The 22,419-nt window shown below is 37.4% G+C and carries 13 protein-coding genes and 1 pseudogene; 9 read left to right on the plus strand and 5 right to left on the minus strand.

Features of this window, described 5'->3' with window-relative positions:
• Nucleotides 1-86: 86 nt before the first annotated feature.
• Together AB3I42_RS04115 and AB3I42_RS04120 are read left to right on the plus strand one after the other, a co-directional pair.
• On the plus strand, nt 87-2,741 hold the full coding sequence (locus AB3I42_RS04115) for a BspA family leucine-rich repeat surface protein (RefSeq protein ID WP_368022291.1): 2,655 nt from the start codon (nt 87-89) through the stop codon (nt 2,739-2,741).
• Between the two features lie 64 nt (nt 2,742-2,805).
• Nucleotides 2,806-4,341: an oxidoreductase gene (locus AB3I42_RS04120; protein WP_181914466.1), complete on the plus strand. Its 1,536-nt coding sequence runs from the start codon at nt 2,806-2,808 to the stop codon at nt 4,339-4,341.
• A gap of 358 nt (nt 4,342-4,699) precedes the next feature.
• Here the strand turns inward: AB3I42_RS04120 and AB3I42_RS04125 are convergent, their stop codons facing one another.
• Nucleotides 4,700-6,487 (minus strand): ABC transporter ATP-binding protein, encoded by a 1,788-nt coding sequence (locus AB3I42_RS04125; RefSeq protein ID WP_010737711.1) that lies wholly within the window; start codon nt 6,485-6,487, stop codon nt 4,700-4,702.
• Complete coding sequence (locus AB3I42_RS04130) at nt 6,484-8,223, minus strand: ABC transporter ATP-binding protein (protein ID WP_368022292.1); 1,740 nt, start codon at nt 8,221-8,223, stop codon at nt 6,484-6,486. The genes AB3I42_RS04125 and AB3I42_RS04130 overlap by 4 nt, the downstream gene beginning before the upstream one ends.
• A gap of 99 nt (nt 8,224-8,322) precedes the next feature.
• Between AB3I42_RS04130 and AB3I42_RS04135 the strand changes: the two genes are divergently transcribed.
• Nucleotides 8,323-9,114, plus strand: a complete 792-nt coding sequence (locus AB3I42_RS04135) for a MerR family transcriptional regulator (protein ID WP_181914468.1) — start codon at nt 8,323-8,325, stop codon at nt 9,112-9,114.
• 52 nt (nt 9,115-9,166) lie between these two features.
• On the opposite strand, the gene AB3I42_RS04140 is transcribed toward AB3I42_RS04135, so the two are convergent.
• Entirely contained in the window at nt 9,167-10,198 is a 1,032-nt protein-coding gene (locus AB3I42_RS04140; RefSeq protein ID WP_010718997.1) for a LacI family DNA-binding transcriptional regulator, read from the minus strand.
• A 115-nt stretch (nt 10,199-10,313) separates the two neighbouring features.
• Here AB3I42_RS04140 and AB3I42_RS04145 point away from each other — a divergent pair, with 115 nt between their 5' ends.
• From AB3I42_RS04145 to AB3I42_RS04155, 3 genes are read left to right on the plus strand one after another with little or no spacing between them, the layout of a single operon-like run.
• Nucleotides 10,314-12,551, plus strand: a complete 2,238-nt coding sequence (locus AB3I42_RS04145) for an alpha-galactosidase (protein ID WP_368022293.1) — start codon at nt 10,314-10,316, stop codon at nt 12,549-12,551.
• Between the two features lie 4 nt (nt 12,552-12,555).
• Nucleotides 12,556-14,433 carry a glycoside hydrolase family 2 gene (locus AB3I42_RS04150; RefSeq protein WP_010737707.1) on the plus strand — a complete coding sequence of 626 codons (1,878 nt, stop codon included), beginning with the start codon at nt 12,556-12,558 and terminating at the stop codon, nt 14,431-14,433.
• A complete protein-coding gene (locus tag AB3I42_RS04155; RefSeq protein WP_010719000.1) occupies nt 14,414-15,367 on the plus strand; it encodes a beta-galactosidase small subunit in 954 nt (317 codons plus the stop codon). Before AB3I42_RS04150 ends, AB3I42_RS04155 begins: the two co-directional genes overlap by 20 nt.
• A 299-nt stretch (nt 15,368-15,666) precedes the next feature.
• Here AB3I42_RS04155 and AB3I42_RS04160 read toward each other — a convergent pair.
• Together AB3I42_RS04160 and AB3I42_RS04165 are read right to left on the minus strand one after the other, a co-directional pair.
• Nucleotides 15,667-17,378 (minus strand): annotated as a pseudogene (locus AB3I42_RS04160) (sensor histidine kinase).
• A complete protein-coding gene (locus AB3I42_RS04165) occupies nt 17,353-18,846 on the minus strand; it encodes a helix-turn-helix domain-containing protein (RefSeq protein WP_368022295.1) in 1,494 nt (497 codons plus the stop codon). The pseudogene AB3I42_RS04160 and the gene AB3I42_RS04165 overlap by 26 nt, the downstream one beginning before the upstream one ends.
• A gap of 218 nt (nt 18,847-19,064) precedes the next feature.
• Between AB3I42_RS04165 and AB3I42_RS04170 the strand changes: the two genes are divergently transcribed.
• The 3 genes from AB3I42_RS04170 to AB3I42_RS04180 all read left to right on the plus strand — a co-directional run bounded on the left by AB3I42_RS04170 (nt 19,065) and on the right by AB3I42_RS04180 (nt 22,335).
• A complete protein-coding gene (locus tag AB3I42_RS04170) occupies nt 19,065-20,354 on the plus strand; it encodes an ABC transporter substrate-binding protein (protein ID WP_010737704.1) in 1,290 nt (429 codons plus the stop codon).
• Between the two features lie 233 nt (nt 20,355-20,587).
• Nucleotides 20,588-21,457, plus strand: coding sequence for a carbohydrate ABC transporter permease (locus tag AB3I42_RS04175; RefSeq protein WP_010719005.1), 870 nt, complete (start codon nt 20,588-20,590; stop codon nt 21,455-21,457).
• Nucleotides 21,454-22,335, plus strand: a complete 882-nt coding sequence (locus tag AB3I42_RS04180) for a carbohydrate ABC transporter permease (RefSeq protein ID WP_010719006.1) — start codon at nt 21,454-21,456, stop codon at nt 22,333-22,335. Before AB3I42_RS04175 ends, AB3I42_RS04180 begins: the two co-directional genes overlap by 4 nt.
• The last annotated feature ends 84 nt before the right edge of the window (nt 22,336-22,419 follow it).

Here is a 22,419-nt window from a genome sequence, read left to right on the forward strand (position 1 = left end):
AAAATAGAAAACTTTTCCTTCAAGTAATCGTTGATTATATAAATAGCTTTTATTTTAAAAACATGGTGAATTTAGGGGGAAAATCAATGAACAAGAAAAAGTTAGTCAAATGTTCGTTAGCGATTTGGTTGGCGACACAATCTCTGCTTCATCCGTTTTCTTATTCTTATGCCGAAGAATGGAGTAAATCAGACGAAGAGCAAGTACAAACAGCAACTAGTTTAAACGAACCAGGAGGTAAAAACGATCTGGTCGAAAATCCATTAGAAACAATGATCCAGGAACCTGATAAAAATCAGCCAGAGTTAGAAGAGTCAATGACAGAAGTTCCGCAAGAAGAACTGGTAGAGGAATCAGAGAGCCTTGATCAACCAACTGAAAGTCAATCAGCTGTTGACTTAGATCAGGATCAATTGACGGAAAACACAGAACAAGAGGAGACGCTTCTCAACACTGCCACACCTACAGAAGAATCCACCGATATTGCCAGTGGTGTTTTCGGAACTTGTTCTTGGCGAATCGATGCAGAAGGTACATTATATATTGGAGAAGGCACATTGGGAGAAACACCGGTTACGTTTTTTCCTCCTTGGTTCAACAGCTATCGATTTAAAATAAAAAAAATGGTATTCACTGGACCAACGATTGCTCCTAAAGAAACTCATCGCTTATTTTATGGATATAGTAATCTTTTGTCTATTGAGAATTTAGCTTATTTAGACGTAAGTCAAGTAACGGATATGACTTCCTTTTTTTCTGACTGTCGTGTACTAAATGGCGTTGATTTGTCAGGATGGGATACGTCAAATGTCACGAATATGTCTAATATGTTTTTTGAAGCATTTGACCAAACAGAGAATCTCATTCATCTTGATCTTTCAAGTTTCGATACAAGTAATGTAGTTGATATGAGTGGCATGTTCAGTCGATGTACCAAAGTACAATCAATCGATCTTTCTAGTTTTGATACGAGTAATGTTGTCAACATGAACAGAATGTTTTTTGCTTGTAATGAATTAATTACCTTAGATATCGCTCACTTTGATACATCAAATGTGGTTTATATGTCACGTTTATTCGCTGAATGTAAGAAGTTGCGCTATGTGGATGTCTCAAATTTCGATACATCAAGTGCGATTGATCTTTCAGTGATGTTTCGTTTGAATTATGAATTAGAGAGTGTGGACGTTTCTAATTTTGATACATCAAAGGTTGTTCATTTGCATTACATGTTTGATCAATGTCGCAAATTGAAAACGATCGCAGTGGAAGGTTTTGATACAAGTCAAGTAACATCCATGAATTATATGTTCAATGGCTGTAATAGTTTAACCTCTTTGGACGTTTCTAATTTTGACACCAGTCTAGTCCAAGCAATGAGATACATGTTTGCTAATTGTGAGTTACTAGAGACGATCGATGTGTCTAATTTCAATACAGAGTCTGTGAATTATCTGACATATATGTTCTTAAATTGTTCGAAAGTAAAAAAATTAGATCTTTCTTATTTTCAGTTTGAGGATCCCGTAGAAATGGCAGAAATGCTGGCTGGAACAACGAGCCTCAATGAATTGACTCTTGGTAAAGGCTATCGTTTTGTAGATTCAGCCAATCTTCCTGCTATTCCAGTAGAAGATGGAAACACTGGTTATTGGCAAAACGTTGGTTCTGGAACGGTTACGAACCCTGCTGGGGAATACGTGCTAACTTCAGAAGAATTGATGACGAACTATACAGGAGCGATGGCAGATACGTATGTTTGGCAGAAAGAGCCAAACTATGAATCAATTTTAGCCAAAGATTCGACGCTTTACCTTGGTGAAACCTGGGATCCACAGGATAATTTTATTTCAGCAACAGATAAGGAAGGAAATCCCATTCCATTTGATATGAGTATGGTCAGTGGAACAGTGGATACCTCAGTAGTAGGAGTGACACCGATTACTTATACTAATGGTAGCGCTGCTCAAGTCATTCATGTAACAGTAAAAGAAAACCAGGAGAGCATTCAGGCCAAAGACTCAGTTATTTATGTGGGTGATCAATGGGATCCACAAGCTAATTTTGTTTCAGCTACTGATGAAGATGGGATGCCTCTAGCGTTCACTCCAAAAATGGTGGAAGGTTCGGTGGATAGCCAAAAAACGGGCGATTATTTTGTGACGTATACCAACGGAATAGCAAGTAAGACGATCAAAGTAACGGTCAAAGAGAACAAAGAAACACTCGTAGTTAAAGGTTCCACACTCTATGTAGGAGACAATTGGAATCCACAAGACAATTTTATTTCAGCCAATGATAAAGAAGGAAATCCCCTAACATTTGACCAGAAAATGGTTTCTGGTAAGGTGGATACGACAAAAGTTGGCGTTTATCCAGTGACCTATCAAAACGGTCATCAAAAGAAAACTGTTGAAATCCATGTGCTAGCTGAACCAACTAAAGAAAAACCAGATGTGGATACGAACCAATCGGGGGATAAAAAGCCAGTACCAGCAACGCCAAATGAGACAACGAATAACAACGATCAGAGAGATAAAAAAGACGAAAAAAATGAAAAAAATGAAAAAAATGAAAAAAATGAAAAAAATAAAAAAGATGAAAAAGACGAACAAGAAGAACAAGAAGACAAAAAACTACCTACTACAGGTTATCAAAAATCAAGTCTTTCTATGATTGGCATGGCTTGCTTCTTACTTGGATTATACTTTGTTTACAAAAAAAAGATAAACGTTAAATAAAGCGTAAATCAACTAGTCAATCTCCTCGTTTTACGTCATAATGTAAAAAAAGGAGATTGGCAAGATGGATAAAGAATTATTGATTATTGAATTGATGTCAGCAAAAGCAAAGATGTTGTCTATCATCAATCAACGAACGAAAAAAATGACATGGAAAATTGGGATGTATTTAATCGCTAACCTGTTGTTCTTTAGCGGATGGGGAAACATCTACCATCATTTAAAGCAGAATCATCCACATTCATTTAAAATGGAGCGAATCACTAGTTTGTACCATTTTTCAAGTTATGTTGACTTTGCGATAGGACTATTCTTGTTTTTACTCGTTGCTGTGCTATGGTTCAAAAAGAGGAACATCTCTCGGCATTATGATCAATGGCTGGAAAAACAAGTGGCGAATATGTTACATATTTCAGTTGGCTCTCAGGACGAAAATTATCTCTACTTGAGTGATCATAACAAAAAGGAGTTTACACTTGCGAAAAAGAGGCGTTATTTTCTGCTGCAAACGATGGAGGGTGTCTCACTTTTTCTAGGAGAACAACTTACTTGGTATGGCAGTAATCGATACTATGTTTTTATGCAAGTAAATGAACCGATAGACCGAAAAAACAAAAAAAGAATTGAGCCTTTTTACTCTCATTTAGCAATTGGAGTTGGAACACTCTTGTTGATTGGCGGGGGTGTTTATCAATTCATTAATGCAGGACCAGTAGCAACGAATGTACACTCTATGATGCAAAGCGAAGAAAAAGTAAGAAAAATGCCAACTTCGACTAATCAGGACGGTTTATTGAAACCTGTTCAAACATCCGTCAATTTGACCACTGAGCAAACGAATGACGTAAAAATAGACCCAGAAACACAAGCCTTGTATTTGACGACGAATCAAGGAAAAGACTGGCATTTCGTTCCAATTGCTGTGGACTGGTTGCGTTTTGGTGACTATACTTTGACTTCGGGTATTGTTGCAAAAGGGGAATGGATGGACAAAACATTTGATGTTTCTCCTACTTTTTCTTGGTTTATCTATTCACCTGATCAAAAAAACGTTTACCTATTATCATCAGCTGATAATGGGAAGACGTGGCAAAAAAGTCAGATTACAGATCAAGGCGGACAGGTTCGTTATCGTAAAGCAAACTTTTTCACAAACGATCAAGGCGTCATGGTATTTTCATCCTCTACAGGAATGTCTGCGGAAAGTCTAAAAATTTATACGACCAACGATAAAGGGCAAAGCTGGCAAAAAAGCGGCAGTACCATCGTAAATCAACCGATTCAAAATGTTAGTTTTGTGACGAAGACATTGGGTTTCCTTTCTACAAGAGAAAACATCTATTATACGAATGATGGGGGACTAACATTCAAAGAATCCTTGGTAGCTATCCCGGGTGAGTATCAATTGGGAGGGATCGATTTGTTCCAGTCACCAAATGAAGTGGTACAAGTAAGTGCCAATAAATTGGAAACCAAGTTTTACCTCCTAAAAAATGGATCGATCGATGCAGGGAAAATGTTTGCTTGTCTTTTTTATTCGACTGATGGTGGAGAAACATGGCAATTCGAACAACAATTATCGCAAGTAGAGAATCGCTAAAAAAGTTTAGATGAATTTCAACACCAAAAAGAAAATGGCGTAAGGAGAGACATTGACAATTTATGTAAGTGAAAGTTCTCTATGTAACGATTGAATTTGTGAATAAGAGAGATTGAAAGAATAGACCCATAAAAAAGAGCCTTGGAAAAAAGTCCAGGCTCTTTTTTATGGGGTTTAAAATAGGTAAAAAGTGTTCAAAATTACTTAGGTCAAAGCGTACTTTTCACAACCTCTTGATATAAACGGTGTTCAAAGTGCTGACCCTCGGTAATAAGTCTAAAAATCTCAAAACATGAGGAGCTGTTTCGAGATTTTCTTCCTTATTACTCAGGTCAAGGCGCACTTTTCACAACCTCTTTTATGTGATTTGAAATTGGCTATTATATAAACTAGCATAAAGTGTTGGTTTGCTTAATAGTGACTGATGAGTTCCTTGTTCAATAATATTTCCATTTTCCATCACTAAAATCAAGTCGGCATTTTCAATCGTAGATAACCGATGGGCGATAATAAAGCTGGTTCGGTTTTCTGTGACAGCATTCATTGCTTTTTGGATCATTGCTTCGGTGCGGGTATCCACGCTGGAGGTTGCTTCATCTAAAATAACTACGGAAGGATTCGCCAGCAATACCCGAGCAATGGTCAGTAGCTGTTGTTGTCCTTGTGACAACGAACCATTTTCACTTGAAATAATCGTATCATATCCTTCAGGTAACGTACGGATGAAATGATCACATTGGGCAATTTTGGCAGCCGCAATGATTTCGTCTCTGGAAGCTTGCTGTTTCCCATAAGCAATATTATCTGCCACTGTGCCTTCAAAGAGCCACGTATTTTGCAAAACCATCCCAAAGTGTTTACGTAACTCACTACGAGAGAATTTCGTGATATCGATTCCGTCGAATTCGATTCTTCCATGGTTTAGCTCGTAAAATCGCATGAGTAAATTGACTAATGTCGTTTTTCCTGCCCCAGTTGGTCCCACGATTGCAATTGTTTGTTTTGGTTTAGCCGAAAAGTTGACATTTTCCATCAAGATCTTATCTGGACTATAACCAAATCGAACATCTTTGAACCTGATTGAACCAGCAGGCTGGTCAAGTGATGTTGTATTTTCGTGATCAGAACGCTCATTTTGTTCATCCATAATCTCAAAAATACGATCAATCGCCGCCATAGCAGATTGTAACGAATTGATGACATAAGAAGCGGTCGAGATCGGCTCAGAGATTTGATTGATGTACTGCAGATAAGCTTGTAACAATCCTAGTGTGAGTCCACCAGATATTACTAAGATCCCACCTAAGACAGCACTTAAAATGAACGCTGATTGATTGATCAAGCGAATCGCTGGATAGATGGCAAAGTTCATGAATTGCGCTTTTTTAAATGCTTGGTACTGTGAATGATTTACTTGACGGATCGACTCGATCGCTTGATCTTGTTGATTGAATGTTTTGATGACCAAGTTACCTGCAAGATATTCTTCCACTTTATTATTTAATGAACCTAGTTCTGTTTGATTGTCATCAGAAATCTTTTTGTTTTTATTCGCAAAGAGTTGAGTGACCCATGAACTACCAACGATCAATAAAAGAATCAGTAACGTCAATTTGCTGTCAATATAAAACAGCATCAAAATTGAAAATAAAATCGTTACGATGGAAGTGAAAAATTGATTGATCCCTGTTAGCAAGACTTGTGCTAGTTGATTCAAACCAGTCGTTGTTCGGCTGATGATATCTCCTACCTGATGCTGATCAAAGAAGGCCATTGGTAATGTTTTGAATTTCTTGGTCATTTCTTTTCTAACATTAAGTGTGATTTTTTCACTCAATGAAGCCATTGCGTATTCTTGAATGAAAGAAGTAATACTACTTAAAAAAGAAAAAACGAGTAATAAAACAACAGGGAACAAAAGGGCATCCTTGACATCATGAAATGTCATTTCAGCAATCCCGATCGTACGGATTCGACTTAAAAGCTGATCGATACCAACGCCCATGATCATCGGCATTGCAACGACCATCAGGTTACCGATTAAACTACATAATAGTAAGCCATAAAATGTTTTGTGATCAGATTGGATCATTTTCCAAAAGCGGATCAAACTATGTTTATTCATTTTTACATCAGTTGTTTTCATATATTCCCTTCTTTCAAAATCCCTTGTGATTTAGCAAATTCCTGATAAGAAAGACAAGTAGCAAGGAGTGTTTCGTGAGTTCCTTGTCCCACGATTCGGCCATTGTCTAAAACGATGATGTGATCAGCGTTCATGATTGTACTCAATCTTTGAGCCACAATGATCAATGTCTTATCAGCCATTTCTTCATGGAGGGCTGTTCTTAGTTTTGCATCCGTCTTGTAGTCCAAAGCAGAAAAGCTATCGTCGAAAACATAGATATCTGCTGGTTTGATGAGCGCTCGTGCAATACACATCCGTTGTTTTTGTCCGCCAGAATAATTATCTCCGCCTTGTGCAACAAAACTAGCTAATTTTTTGGGCAATTTATCCAAAACTTCCTCTAATTGTGAAATACGTATAGCTGAGGTCAATTCTTCTTCTGTTGCATGCTCATTACCCATTTGCAGGTTTGATAAAATTGTTCCACTAAACAGAAACGCTTTTTGCGGAACATAGCTGATTTTTGAGCGAATCATTTCTTGTGTTAATTGTTGAAGTGGTTTCCCCCCTAATGTAATCTGTCCACTGGTCACATCATTCAAACGAAGAAGCAATTTGGCAATTGTACTTTTACCAGAACCAGTTCCGCCAACGATGGCAGTTGTTTTGCCTTTAGGTACCTTAAAATGGATATTTTCCAATACAGGTTCCGAATCTTTGGTATAACTGAAAGAAACGTGTTCAAAAGATAACACATGCTCATCATCCATATTCAGCGAAGCTGTTGATGGATTTTCCGGATCAATGATCTCAATAGTTTGATTCAACACTTCTTCGATCCGCCGAAGAGAGGACATCGATTTTGGAACGACGACTAACACCATAGCTGCAGTCATTAGATAAGCCAACGTGAGCATCGAATATTCGACGATGGCAGTAACAGTCCCGATCTGTAGTGTACCTTCACTGACCAACGAACCACCAAACCAAAGAATGGCGCTGTATACGATCCCCATTAATAAAAATGCAATCGGAGTGACCCAAGCAAATACGCGATTGACTCGGATCATCTGTGTGGCATACTTCTCAAATGTTTGATTGGTGCGCTTCTCCTCATAGTCTTGATTGTTGAAGGCTCGAATCATATTCACACCTGTAAAAAATTCCCTTAAAGTCACTGTGATACGATCCATTTTTGGTTGAATACTGAGAGATAGAGGGGTTCCTTTTTTCATTAAAATGTAAATAACGACAGCATAAATAAACACAGAAATCAATGTAATCAACGTCAATGTCATGGAATATTGAAGCATCATGACAATTGTAAACACCGCAATGATTGGTGCAGGTAAGATCATTTGACAAAAGAGTACAATCATTTGTTGGATATTATCTACATCATTAGTCATTCGAGTCAGGAGTGAGGCACTTCCAAATTCATCTGCATCTTTCATCGATAATTGTTGGAACTTATCAAAATAGGTTTCCCTTGTTTGGTAGCCAAATTTTGCAGACACTAGTGCAGAAAAATAGCTAGAAGCAATCGCTGAAAAAGTACCTAGCAAGGCTACGAATACCATTTGTAGACCAATGGTATAAATTTTACTGTTTTGACCAGTAACTATCCCTTCATCAATTAATGTTGCCACTAATTTAGGGACACCAAGTGTACCCATGATTTGTAAACAGACGAATAAAAAAGTCATGCCTACGATTTTTTTATTCTTCCATAGGAATTGTTTAAGTAATGTCATTTTGTTTCCTCCTTTTACTAGACAATAATGAATTTTACACCTTAAAGTTACTTGAAGGTCAATAGAAGAAGCGGTAAAATTAACAAGAGGTGAGCGGAAATGCCAAAACTTTACACAATCGGAGAAGTCTCGGAACTACTAAATGTACCAAAGTCAACGATTCGTTTTTGGGATGAGCAAGGGTTAATCCATTCTCTACGCCATGAAGAAAACGGGTATCGGATGTTTAATATTGATGATATTTTTCAGATCTATGACATCAATTTCTATCGAAAATTAGATGTTCCAATCAAACAGATGAAAAATTTATATGGAAAAACGATCGAAGAACATTATGCAACGATTGCAGAAACAGAGCAGCGGATTAAGCAAGAAAAAATAAGTCTGCAAAAAAAACATGAAGAAATCTTGGCTCGAAAAGAACAATTAAAACTTATGATTGACAATCGAGGCATTACCAAAGAAACAATTCCTTTTGCGGCAATCGTCATAGTGGATTCCGACGACATTTTAGATTCGAAAGCCTATCTTGAAAACTATGCCAGCTTCGGTGGGTATTTTGATTTTTCGCTGAGCGATGAAATGATTTATGGCTTCTGTACAGACCAAACATCAGCCACAATTCCACTGTCTAAAATTGTTTGGTACAATCAGCCTGGTAAAACTTATCATCGATTTTTATTACAAGTGGAAGTCAATCATACCGAAAAGAACAATATCGAAGAAGTAAGATTAACATTAGCTCAACGAGGGTATCAAACAGGAAATGTGATTGGACAGTATCTGCTAACGAAGCAAACGGAAGAAGGAGTCTATCATGAATATTATTTAGGATGGATCGAAAGCCAAAAAGTAGAAGCTGATTTAACAAATGAGGATAAGCGAAAGTAGACGAAGAAGGAGCGGGAAAGGATAGTTATCTCGCTCTTCTTCGTCTATTTGGTTAGGATTTATCAGGGTTAAAACTTTCTCTAATGATTAGTCGTGTAGGATAAGTGACAATGATCGGTTCCTCTCTCAAACCATCGATTCGCTCCACCGCTAATCGAACAGCAGACTGACCAATGGCTTTTGCATTGATCGCTACACTTGTTAAACTAGGAGATAAATCAGCAATCGCCTCGATGTTATCGAAGCTAACTAGAACGATCTCTTCTCCAATTTTTCGATTGTCTTTTTGTAATGCTCGATAAACACCTAATGCTAAAGGATCGCTGCCGATCAAAATGGCCGTCGGTAAATCATGTTTTTGTTTTTCGAGAAGTTTGGTCGCTAACTGCTCTCCGGATTCCTCTGTCCATTCTCCTAAATAATAATTGATCTGTTTGGTCAAATGATGGTCTTGCATGAAATGGCGGTAGGCTCTGAGCCTTTTTTCATTCTCAGTTGTTGATTTCCGACCAGCTTCGTTAATATCGATTTGATAACCACCAATATAAGCGATGTTGGTGTGCCCATTGTCTAAAAAAAGTTCTAAAACAGATTTAGTCATTCGTTCGAGATCCCCATAGACCATATCCACTTCTTGTTGGATATCTGGATTATCTACTACAACTAATTGTCGGTTCTGTTTCAATAAATCGGCGATTGCACCTTTATCGATCGTACCGACTACGATTATAGCACCTAATTGATCCAAATCTTTCCACTCGGTCGGGTTATCCGACATATTATAAATTCGATTCATGCCGATATGGAGTCGGCTGGCTTCTTCTTCTAGACCTGCTCGTAATTCTCGATAATAAATATCTTTTTCTTCGCTGGCTTTACTGATTGCTGAAATGACACCGATGGAAGGACGGCGTTTTTTAATATATTTTCGCTTGTTGATATCATAATTTAATGTGGCAGCTGCAGTGAAAATCCGTTGACGAGTAGCAGCAGAGACACTGATCGTTTTGTCTTCATTCAAAACTCTTGAGACCGTAGCAGGTGAAACATTGGCTTTTCTTGCGACATCTCTAATTCCAACCATAAAATGGCACCCCTTACAAAAAAATAAAAATTTTTATTGACATATTTGTTTAGTAAACAGTATACAGGAAATGTAACAAAAGTAAACGGTTACTATTTATTTGAGAGGTGAAACAATGGAACAAGTGATGAAGAATCAAAGAGTAGCTTTAATCACATTTGACGAACAGGAAAAAGTATTTCATCTATCCAATTCAGAAATTTCCTATATTCTTCAAATTGAAGAAAGTGAAGTTCTGGCTCATGTTTATTTTGGTAAAAGAACGACCCATTATCATAATCATAAAAAATATCCTCGCAGAGATCGTGGCTTTTCTGGGAACGTCCCCTTAAATGAAGATCGAACGTATTCAAAAGATACATTACCACAAGAGTATTCAGGGCACGGAGGGATGGATTATCGATTACCTGCCTTGATGATTCGTCGAGAAAATGGATCAAATCTGCTTGATCTACGTTATGAAAGTTTTCAGATCCAAGAAGGAAAGCCAAATTTATCTGGATTACCGCAAGCGTATATCAAGAATGATACAGAGGCAGAAACATTGATCGTGACGTTGAAAGATCGTGAAGAAAAGATTTACGTGGATCTTTCCTATACGATTTATCGAGAAAGAGCAGTGATTACACGTTCGCTGAAGGTAAGAAATGAAACCAATGATCCAGTGATGATTGAAAAAGTAGCCTCTTTTCAACTTGATTTTACGAATTCAGGCCGGTTTGATGAAGTGATTGCCTTACCAGGAGCGCATGTCAAAGAACGGCAGATGTCTAGACAAAGCATAACAGATGGCATCAAATCATTTGAAAGCCGTCGTGGTTCAAGCAGTCATCAGATGAATTCATTCATCGCCTTGACAAATCATGCAACAACTGAATTCACAGGGGAAGCGATTGGGATCCATCTTGTTTATTCAGGAAATCATTCCTTTGAGATTGAAAAAGATACCATTCAACAATTTAGAGTGATCGGTGGAATCAATCCCTATAATTTTTCTTGGGAGTTACAACCATATGAAAGCTTCCAAACACCGGAAATACTCTTAACTTATTCTGATCAAGGGTTGAATGGGATGAGTCAAGTGACCCATCATTTATTACGGGAACGAGTAGCAAGAGGGCGATTCCAATACCAAGAACGTCCGATCCTAGTCAACAATTGGGAAGCGACTTATTTTGACTTTACGAGCAAAAAGATCGAAGCGATCGTTGATGAAGCAAACGAATTAGCGATAGAGATGTTTGTTTTAGATGATGGCTGGTTTGGGAAAAGAGATTCGGACCAATCTTCTCTAGGAGACTGGTTTGAATATCAAGGGAAATTGAAAAATGGCTTAAAAGGGATCGCTGACTATGTTCACCAAAAAGGACTAAAGTTTGGCTTGTGGGTTGAGCCTGAAATGGTTTCCAGCGACTCTCAATTAAATCGGAATCATCCCGAATTTATGATGAAAGAACCAGGTCGTCAACCATCAGCTTCTAGATCTCAACACGTCCTTGATTTTACCCGAAAAGAAGTCCGGCAGACGATTGAAACACAGTTACGGCATTTGTTAGACAGTGTGGAGATCGACTATATCAAATGGGATATGAATCGATCGCTATCTGATGTCTATTCGGTGTCATTGGGCAAACAAAACCAAGGGGAAGTTTTGCATCGTTATCTATTAGGATTATATGAGATGATGGAAAACTTAACAAACGACTATCCTCATATCCTTTGGGAAGGATGTTCTGGTGGTGGTGGACGGTTCGATGCAGGGCTGCTTTATTATATGCCACAGTCTTGGACTAGTGACAATACAGATGCGGTTGAACGCATCAATATCCAATATGGGACGAGCTTAGCTTATCCTATTTCAGCTATGACTGCCCATGTATCAGCTGTTCCTAATCATCAAACGGGTCGAGTCACCAGTTTAAAAACACGTGGAGATGTGGCCATGGGCGGGGTGTTTGGATATGAACTCGATCTAACAAAATTATCTAGTGAGGAAAAGCAGGAAGTAGCCGCACAGGCAGAATTTTATAAAAAAATCAGACAGACAGTCCAATATGGTGATTTCTATCGTTTACAAAATCCCTTTGAGCAAAATATTGCTTCCTGGGAATTTGTTTCAAAAAACCAACAGGAAGTCCTCTTATTTATAAATCGTCGGTTAGCAAATGCACAGCCCGAATTTCATGAGGTACGCCTTGTTGGACTAAGCGAAGAAAAACTATACCAGAACCAGATAGATGGCAAAGTATATTCAGGATCGGAATTAATGACAATAGGTCTTTATTTCCCAGATTTTTATGGCGATTTTCAAACAGAATTGATTCATTTTATGAGTATAGACGAAGGAGAATAGAAAAATGAACGCATTGATTGAATGGTTAGATGATCCGCAAGTGTATCGAGTAAATCAAAGGAAAGCCCATAGTGATCATGTTATTTATGGTGCTAAAGAAGAAGTGGAAACAGGAAACACCAGAATCCAATCGCTGAATGGGAAGTGGCAATTTTGCTATTCCCGTAATGCTTTAGAACGTCCAGTGAATTTTTTTGAAAAGGAATTTGATAACAGCAGCTTCGATCAGATTGATGTTCCTGGGCATATCGAACTAGCAGGATACGACAAGATCCACTACATCAATACGATGTATCCATGGGAAGGGCATGAGTTTAGACGTCCGGCTTATACAACCGCTAGTAAGGAAGAAGCCGAGGGGATGTTTTCTCAAGCCGATTATAACCCAGTTGGCTCATATGTGACGAACTTTACTTTAAATGAAGAAATGAAAGAAAAGGCGATCACCATTCGATTTGAAGGTGTCGAACAGGCAATGTATGTCTGGTTAAATGGGCACTTTGTCGGCTATGCAGAAGATTCTTTCACGCCTTCTGAATTTGATTTAACTCCTTATCTGGAAGAAGAGAATCGTTTAGCGGTAGAAGTCCATAAAAGAAGTAGTGCCGCTTTTCTAGAAGACCAAGATTTTTTCCGTTTCTTTGGGATTTTTAGAGATGTTTCATTGATCGCCAGAGGGAAAAATCATATAGAGGATATGTGGATCAAACCTCAAGTTGATCCCTCTTTTCAAAGCGGTTGGGTAGATATCGACTTGACTATTGAAAATCTTACTTCAAACGGAAAGCTACGTGTCCGACTCCTCAATTGCAAAGGAGAAGAGATCCATCAAGAAGAAGTGGGAATCGAAGAACAAATCTCGTTGCATATTCCAGTAGATAAAATTACTTTATGGGATCATTTTCAACCCAATTTATACATCGTCGAATTTGAAACGTTTGATGATACTGGGGTGACGGAGTATAGTTACTATCCATTTGGTTTTAGAAAGATCGAGATCAAAGAGCGGATCATTTATTTGAATGACCGACGTTTGATCATCAACGGTGTCAATCGACATGAATGGCATCCTGAAAAAGGAAGAGCTATCGATTTGATGGATATGAAGAAAGATCTAGAAATCATTAAACATGCGAATATCAATGGGGTTAGAACCTCACATTATCCAAATCAAATCCCTTGGTATTATCTTTGTGATCAGGCGGGTATTCACTTGATGGCAGAGACCAATCTGGAATCTCATGGTTCTTGGCAAAAGATGGGGGCGTTTGAGCCGTCTTACAATGTACCGGGGAACGTTCCTCAATGGCGGGAGATCGTTCTTGACAGAGCACAGACAAATTTTGAGACATTCAAGAACCATACGAGTATTTTATTCTGGTCTTTAGGAAATGAATCTTACGCAGAAGAGAATATTCGTTTGATGAATGATTACTTTAAAGAAAAAGATCCCGATCGCCTTGTTCACTATGAAGGGAATTTCCCTAATCCTGCATTCGAAGATTCGATTTCTGATGTCAAGAGTTGCATGTATGCTACGCCAACAGATATCTGTGATTACCTTGAAAATGATGGGAAAAAGCCTTTCATTTTATGTGAATACATGCATGACATGGGGAATTCTTTGGGAGGATTGAATTCTTACATGGAATTATTAGATCGATACCCAATGTATCAAGGTGGCTATATTTGGGACTTTAAAGATCAAGCGATTCAAGTGATCGATCCATTGACGAAACAAAAAGTAATGAGATACGGTGGGGACTTTGATGATCGTCCAAGTGATTATGAATTTTCAGGTAACGGGATCGTCTTTTCTGATGGTCAAGAAAAACCGGCATTACAGGAGGTAAGGTATTATTATGGAAAATACAGCGATTAAAATGAAGATTATTTATGGAGATTGTACATTTGCTTTAAAAGGTGAAGGATTTCATTATATCTTTTCCTATACAAGAGGTGGGTTGGAATCCTTAAATAAAAATGGGAAAGAATGGTTGTATCGAGAAACGCTGCCGACGTTTTGGCGGGCTTTGACGGATAATGATCGAGGGAATGGGTTTGGCTATCGTTCGTCCATGTGGCTAGGGGCTGGGATGTACCCGAAAGTAAAAAATGTTCAAGTTTCCATTGATCAAAAACCAATCGAACAGCCAATTGCTCCGATCAATAATCGCTATTCCAATCATGAATATGCGCAATCAGCAGCGATCAAATTCACGTTAGAAATCAATACGGTGCCCAAAACAGAAGTCATAGTCAACTATGAAGTACAATCTGATGGGGAAATGAAAATTTCTGTCTTTTATCATGGACAGCAAGGACTGCCTGAATTACCTTTATTAGGTTTTCGCTTTATTATGCCAACCAAAGCGAAATATTTTGAATATGAAGGACTATCAGGAGAAACGTATCCAGATCGAATGGCAGGAGGAATCGAGGGTACTTATAAAGTAACTGGTTTACCAGTGACTCCCTATCTCGTGCCACAAGATTGTGGTGTCCATATGAAGACGAAATGGCTAGAAATCACTAGAGATTCTACGATGAATAATGCGGATCAAGGAAAGGAGGAATTTTCATTACGCTTTGAACAAGTGAACGGCGATTTTGCATTTTCAGCTCTCCCCTATAAAGCCGAAGAATTAGAAAATGCCACACATCTTGAAGAGTTACCACCAGCTAGAAGAACCGTCTTAGTGATTCAAGGGAAGGTACGTGGTGTAGGAGGAATCAACAGCTGGGGAGCAGATGTTGAAGAAGCGTATCATATTTCAGCGGAAGAAGACCATGAATTTAGTTTTATCGTGAAGTAAAGGTCGTGAAAGAAGCGGTCAGCTCCGAGCAAATAAGAGGCAATTTTTTAAAACACCTTTTCATGTTAAAAAAAATTTAGGCTTATTTCAAGGAGCTGATGCTTGAATGCTGTCTATCTAGAGAAAGGAAGGATTGATAGCTAAGTATCGGTAAAGAACAATAGCTTTTCATATTATTAGCAGACACGAAAAATATAAAACCATAGACAAATAGACGTTGCTTTTCTAAAATCATCTATCTTAGAAGGGCAACGTCTATTGCTTATAAGTATCAACTAACTGAATTGTTTATTTTTGAATTAACTGATTAATGGCAATGTGATTTTTACCGTTGTACCAACACCCATAATCGATTGGATCTGCAATCCATACTCTTTGCCGTAAAGCAATTTGATTCGTTCGTTCACATTCTTGACTCCGATTCCAGAAAAATAGTCCTTGTTTTTTTTCTTTTGATTTGTATCAAATCCATCACCGTTATCTACGATTTCAAAGATCAATTGTGTTTCATGAATTTTTCCGAATAAAGTAATAAACCCACTTTTTTTGTTTGAAAAGCATGTAAAAAAGCATTTTCAATAATTGGCTGGATCATCATATTGGGCACTTTAAAAGGGTATAGTTCATCGGGGACCATGATCCGAGTGGCGATATCATCACCATATCTCAATGAAAGAATATGGATATAGCTTTGTACACTTTTTAATTCTTCTTCGACAGTGATTGTTTCTGCTTTTTTCCCAATGGTACTTCTCAACAAATCAATAAAATGATCGATTCCATGAATTGCTTTTTGATTTTCTTTTTGCCAGATCAAAAATTTTAGACTAGTTAACGTATTGTAGATAAAGTGAGGCTGGATTTGGGCTTGCATCGTTTGAATCTCTAATTGGCGTTTTTTCTTTTCGTTTTCAATTGAAGTAAAATAGTTCTCATCGATCGTTGTTAACAGTTGATTGATTGTAGTGCCTAAAGTCTTTGTTTCGTAGGTCCCTTGAACGTCTACTTGGGTATTATTAGGAATTTTTTTGATATGTTTTAAGGACTGAATCAAGGCATAAATCGACTTCGTCTGACGGTTCATATAGCGAAAGACAATAGCACCAACTACCATTAAAGTCATCAAATTAAAAAGGACGATCGGAACAATCAGTCCCATTTGATTGACTAGTGAACGAATATTTACTTTACTAATCAAAGCTAAGTTTTGTCGATATAATGGAACACGTGTTAAACGATTATAATCAACTGTTTTTGTTTCATTGGTATTTAAATCATTTAACAAGTTGGTTTTGGCACCAATCATGCCAGTTTCATTGGAGGTAATGATTTGATTTGCTTCATTGATGAGATAGATTTTGGAGACCTCCGAATGGATCGTTTCATTGAATAAATTCGCTAGCTCATCTGCAGTTATCGCAATGACAGCATACCCATAAATATGATTCAACGAGGAAGTCAATTTCTTAATGAATAGGATGCTGCTTTTTGTTTGGTCACGAGTAGTCAAACCAAAGTCGACAAAGAACATTTGGGTCGATGCTTTATGTGCCTTTGCTTTTTGTACGACATCAGATCTCATGAATGCCGCAGCATCCATACTGGCAAGCATCTCGTTTCCAACGAAGGTATGTCCACTTTCACCATAGATCATCAGATCGTAATTGATGGAAGGAGAGATCGAAGTAAAGCTTCGGTTCATTTGTTGGATTGTTTTTACATTTGCGTAGTTATCTAACGAAGAGTGCGGATCGTTAGAGAAATAATTTTCGACTGCAGGGTTGTTAGCGACCATCGTTAAGGTATTTTCGATATTATCATTCAATCGTTCAAAATCACGTTGTATTTTGCCAAGCGTTAGTTCATTCGATTTATCAAATAGATGGATATAAGCGTTTTTGGATCGATCATAAATGAAGAAGGACAGAATAATCGCTTGAGTAAGAAGCGCAATGACTAGGACAACCAGTAGTTTTGTAACTAGTTCATACTCTTTGAATTTTTTCTTCATGTTTCAAACTTCCTTTTCGATATTGAGAAGGATTTAGCCCAGTTTCTTCCTTGAATACTCTTGAGAAGTAACCAAGTTCAGCAAATCCTACTTGGTAAGAGATTTGTGAAAGTGGCTCGGTTGTCTCAAGCAAAAGCCGTTTCGCATGTTGTATCCCGACTTTTTTTAGATATTTAGTGAAGCTAATCCCATATTTCTCGGTAAACATGGTAGATAAATAACTATAGGAAAAATGAAATTTTTCGGAGATGATTTGCAAGGAAATATCTTGATGATAATTTTCTTGAACATAATCATAGATCGCTGTCAGAATTTCTGAGTTTTCATTCTTTTCCGGCGTGCTCCAACGCATCAATTGAGTGATGATTTTAGTAAACGTAATGGAAAAATCTTCGATGGTGGCGACGTTCGTTATAAGTGTTGGTAACGTAATTTTTAATATCGTCAATTCTTTCGTCCCTTGACCATCTTCTAAAGCATTGATGAGTGCGTAGAGACGATTGATTGTTTCGTGTTTTAAAAATAAAGGGTCAATTTTTAAAGCGATCAGAGTCTCAATCGCTGATTTCATTTCTCTGATAGCGGATACATAATCTTTGTTGACAATCTTTGTTAAGTAGCTTTTCGTGCTCTGATCAAAGTGTGGAATCAAAGGGACTAATTGTTCTTCCGATACAACACCAGCACTTTTCTGATAAAAACGTTGTCCTTTGCCTAATTTTTTTAATCTTTGAAAACAATCGAACAGCTCACTTAGCTCTAAACAAGGGGAAATAATCAATAATGCATCAGATTTTTGCGCATATTCACGCAAAGAAGTCTGAATTTGTTCGAAACAATCCATGGAAGAAACATTTAGTAAGCAACCATATTCATAGTCGAGAGTGGTAAAAGGCTGACAATCAATCCAGGGTTCAGCTCGTTCTTCGTTACTTTTTAGAGAAGCTAGTGGAGCTAAATCATCCATTTCACTATAGACGATGTAAAATAACGGGAAACGAAAAGGATCGTTAGATATCGTTGTTTTTTGTCCAGAGAAATATTGAGTTAAAGCACTATCTAGAGAGAATTTAGAGTCTAGATTTTTTGGGCCTTTTTTAACCAAATGGTTCAAAGCAGAAAGCAGGTTTTCTGGATTCAATTTTGGTTTAAGTAAATAATCGGATACGCCTTCTTTAAAAGAGTCTTTCACTAGTTGAAACTCATCATGGCTTGATAACACTAATATTTGAATATCAGGCTTGCTTTTTTTTAAGAGGCGAGCAAGTTCAATCCCATCCAGTTCAGGCATGATAAGATCAGTAATGACAATATCAATATCATTAGAATGAATAGAGAAAAAATCAAGCGCTTCCAATGAGTTTGAAAAAGCGCCTTTAATTTGGAATCCGTGGTTTGACCAATCAACCAAATTGGCTATGCCATGTAAGATTGTTTTTTCATCGTCGATCAATAATAAATTAATCAAGCTTGTTCCCCCTTTTAAACAGTTTCTCTTTTTAAAATACGGTTTAATTGGCAGAAAAGCAAGATGAATTACTCAAAATAAAAAAAATTGAAATCTAAATTTGTGATTTTTTCTTATTTTGAGATATTTTTTGGAACTCTTTTAGAAATTAAGAAAACGATTACATTTTTTGGTATGATTCACATGTAAAGAATAAAAATGAAAAAGGCGGGTTGGATATGAAATTCAAAAAATTAGTAGCAAGTGCGACGCTTTTAGCTTCAGCAGCAGTTTTGTTTGCGGGATGTGGGAGTTCCTCAAATTCAGCAACGAAAGATGAAAATAAAATCAGTGTTTGGGCATGGGATGAAACGTTTAATATCAAAGCAGTCAATGAAGCAAAAAAAGTCTATGACAATAAAGATGTCGAAGTGGATGTCGTTACGATGTCACAAGATGATATCGTACAAAAGTTAAACACAGCATTAGCCAGTGGAAATACGGATGGATTACCGAATATCGTGTTGATTGAGGATTATCGTATTCAAGGTTATTTGAATTCTTATCCGGACGCATTTTCTGAGTTAACCGATATCGTAGATGAATCCAATTTTGCTTCGTATAAATTTGCGGTTAATAAGATCGATGATCAAATTTATGGCGTTCCATTTGATTCAGGTGTTACGGCTAATTTTTATCGAACAGATTTGTTAGAAGAAGCCGGTTACAGTCAAGCAGATATGCAGAATTTAAGTTGGGATGACTATTTACAAGTTGCTCGAGATGTTAAAGCAAAAACGGGTAAAAAAATTACTGAAGTGAATCCCTCAGATCTTGGACGTGTCCGTATGATTATGCAAGAAGCTGGTGAATGGTACACTTCAGAAGATGGAAAGACGGTTACGATCAAAGATAACCAATCATTGAAATATGGATTAAATCTATTTGCTACACTACTTAAAGAAGATCTAGTGGAACAAACTTCAGATTGGAATGCAGGTGTCACGGCCATTCAATCAGGGGCTGTTGCATCCAGTCCAATTGGTGCTTGGTATTCCTCAACGATCCAAGGTGCTGAAGATCAATCAGGGAAATGGGCAATTGCACCGACACCTTCATTACCTGCCAATATGCAAAAAGCACAAGCTTCTAATTTAGGCGGAGCTGGGTGGTATGTGATCAAAGGTGTTTCAGGCGAAGAAAATGCGAAAGACTTCTTGAAGAAGACCTTTGCGACTAACGAAGACTTGATGGGAACCTTAGCGAAAGAAATCGGGTTAGTTTCTACCATGTTAAGTGCAAAAGATCAACCAGCTTATCAAGAGTCTTCTGAATTCTATAGTGGTCAAAAGGTGTTTGAAGACTTTTCTAAATGGACAGCGGAAATTCCACAAGTTAATTATGGACAAGAAACCTATGCAATCGAAGCAGTTGTAGCAGAGTCATTACACCGAATCATCAATGGAGAAGATACTGATAAAGTCTTGGCAGATACGCAAAAACAAGTAGAAGCACAGTTAGCCAATTAAGCAGAGTGAAATGAATTGATTTAGAGGATCAAATTTGTGTTGGCTGGTGATTTTTGAACGGTCATCAGTCACACAAATTTGCTATCTATTAAAAATAGTTTCAATCAATACCGTAGAATTTTCGTGAGGACGCTGTCATTTACTCAGACAATTAGTTAAGAGGGAGGACTTGTGAGACGATCCTTAAATGACAGATAAAACGAAGATGAACGTAACGAAAGTGAGCAAAGCAGATGAAACAAAAAGATTTTTTCAAGAACGGAAATGCGTTTCTTGTTTTACCAGTTCTGATGATCTCGATCATGGTATTTATCCCAATGATTTTAGCGCTGATCACTTCATTTCAAAGTGGTCCCCCAGTTAATATGAGTTTTAATGGTTTGGGGAATTATCAACGTATGTTGAATGATGCGACCTTCAAAAAGGCTTTTTTTAACACCTTTTTATATTTATTGGTACAAGTACCGATTATGTTGTTTTTAGCTTTATTTGTCTCTAATTTATTAAATGATAAAAAGCTTAAAATGAAAGGATTCTTCCGGACAGCGATTTTTTTACCTTGTATCACATCCATGGTTAGCTATTCGCTTATTATGAAAAGCTTGTTTTCTCAATCGGGATTAGTGAATAATTTTTTGATGACGATCGGCTTGATCGATATGCCAATTGGCTGGCTGACTCATCCAGTTTGGGCGAAAGTATTAATCATCATTTCGATTACATGGCGTTGGACAGGTTATAACATGATTTTCTTTTTATCAGGAATGCAAAATATTGATCCGGCAATTTATGAAGCAGCAGAAATCGATGGCGCATCTAAGTGGCAACAATTGATCAAAGTCACGATTCCTAACTTAAAACCAATTATTTTGTTTACGTCAATCACATCAACGATCGGTACGTTGCAACTCTTTGATGAAGTACAAAATATTACGGGTGGTGGACCAGCAAATGCAACAACTACGCTATCTCAGTATATTTACAATTTAAGTTATAAATTTACACCGAATTTTGGTTATGCTGCGGCGGTTTCATTTGTGATCGTAGTCTTTATTGTACTGTTATCAATCATTCAAACGAAAGTCGGAGGTGAAAAAGCGTGATAGATCAAGCAGAAAACAAAGTACTTCTTAAAGAGAATGAAAAAAAAGCGACTAAAACATTCGATTGGTTAGCTGTTTTTAAATATGCCTCTTTGAGCGTGATTTCATTTATTTCGATTTTTCCTTTTGTTTGGATGATTTTAGGAATGACGAATACACCTATCGATATTACTGCCGGAAAATTAAAGATCGGTAGCCATTTAGTTGTCAACTTCCAGAATCTTTTTTCAAATGACTTAAACTTTGCACGCTCATTGTGGAATTCAGCTTTGATCGCTATTGTAACAACGGTCTTAGCTTTGTTGATTTCATCTATGGCTGGTTATGGGTTTGAGATCTATAAAAGTCGAAAAAAAGAACGATTATTTACGATTTTGCTTTTATCGATGATGGTTCCTTTTGCTGCATTGATGATTCCTTTATACCGCATGTTTTCTAACTTAAACGGAACGATCTTAGGGATTAATAGCTTCTTAGTCGTCATTTTGCCTTCAGTAAGTACAGCTTTTTTGATCTTCTTCTTTCGACAAAACGTTAAAGCGTTTCCTAAAGATTTAGTAGAAGCTGCACGTTTAGATGGATTAAAAGAATTAAGTATATTTTTCCGTGTCTACCTACCCACTGCTAAAAATACGTATGCAGCTGCTGCAATCATTACTTTTATGAGTAGTTGGAATAACTATCTTTGGCCTTTAGTTGCATTGCAATCACCAGATAAGCGTACGGTCCCATTAGTTTTATCTGCCATGGGAGCCTCTTATACACCAGATTACGGAATGATTATGGCCGGGCTTGTGATTGCAACATTGCCAACAGCTATCGTGTTCTTTGTTTTACAAAAACAATTTGTTCAAGGAATGATCGGTTCTGTCAAGTAAACGCGATTCGATGATAAAATTAGTTTGGTATAAACTTTAAATGTATAGGAAAAGCTGTCCCACTAAGGGAGAGCTTTTTTCTTT

It is taken from the genome of Enterococcus sp. C53, from assembly GCF_040887425.1.
Classification (GTDB): domain Bacteria; phylum Bacillota; class Bacilli; order Lactobacillales; family Enterococcaceae; genus Enterococcus_B; species Enterococcus_B hirae.

What these genes read in the sequence shown, in the direction of transcription:
- AB3I42_RS04145 (WP_368022293.1), top strand. Translation starts at nt 10,314, where the DNA reads ATGGAACAAGTGATGAAGAATCAAAGAGTAGCTTTAATCACATTTGAC.
- AB3I42_RS04140 (WP_010718997.1), bottom strand. Translation starts at nt 10,198, where the DNA reads ATGGTTGGAATTAGAGATGTCGCAAGAAAAGCCAATGTTTCACCTGCT.
- AB3I42_RS04135 (WP_181914468.1), top strand. Translation starts at nt 8,323, where the DNA reads ATGCCAAAACTTTACACAATCGGAGAAGTCTCGGAACTACTAAATGTA.
- AB3I42_RS04150 (WP_010737707.1), top strand. Translation starts at nt 12,556, where the DNA reads ATGAACGCATTGATTGAATGGTTAGATGATCCGCAAGTGTATCGAGTA.
- AB3I42_RS04120 (WP_181914466.1), top strand. Translation starts at nt 2,806, where the DNA reads ATGGATAAAGAATTATTGATTATTGAATTGATGTCAGCAAAAGCAAAG.
- AB3I42_RS04125 (WP_010737711.1), bottom strand. Translation starts at nt 6,487, where the DNA reads ATGAAAACAACTGATGTAAAAATGAATAAACATAGTTTGATCCGCTTT.
- AB3I42_RS04130 (WP_368022292.1), bottom strand. Translation starts at nt 8,223, where the DNA reads ATGACATTACTTAAACAATTCCTATGGAAGAATAAAAAAATCGTAGGC.
- AB3I42_RS04170 (WP_010737704.1), top strand. Translation starts at nt 19,065, where the DNA reads ATGAAATTCAAAAAATTAGTAGCAAGTGCGACGCTTTTAGCTTCAGCA.
- AB3I42_RS04155 (WP_010719000.1), top strand. Translation starts at nt 14,414, where the DNA reads ATGGAAAATACAGCGATTAAAATGAAGATTATTTATGGAGATTGTACA.
- AB3I42_RS04115 (WP_368022291.1), top strand. Translation starts at nt 87, where the DNA reads ATGAACAAGAAAAAGTTAGTCAAATGTTCGTTAGCGATTTGGTTGGCG.
- AB3I42_RS04175 (WP_010719005.1), top strand. Translation starts at nt 20,588, where the DNA reads ATGAAACAAAAAGATTTTTTCAAGAACGGAAATGCGTTTCTTGTTTTA.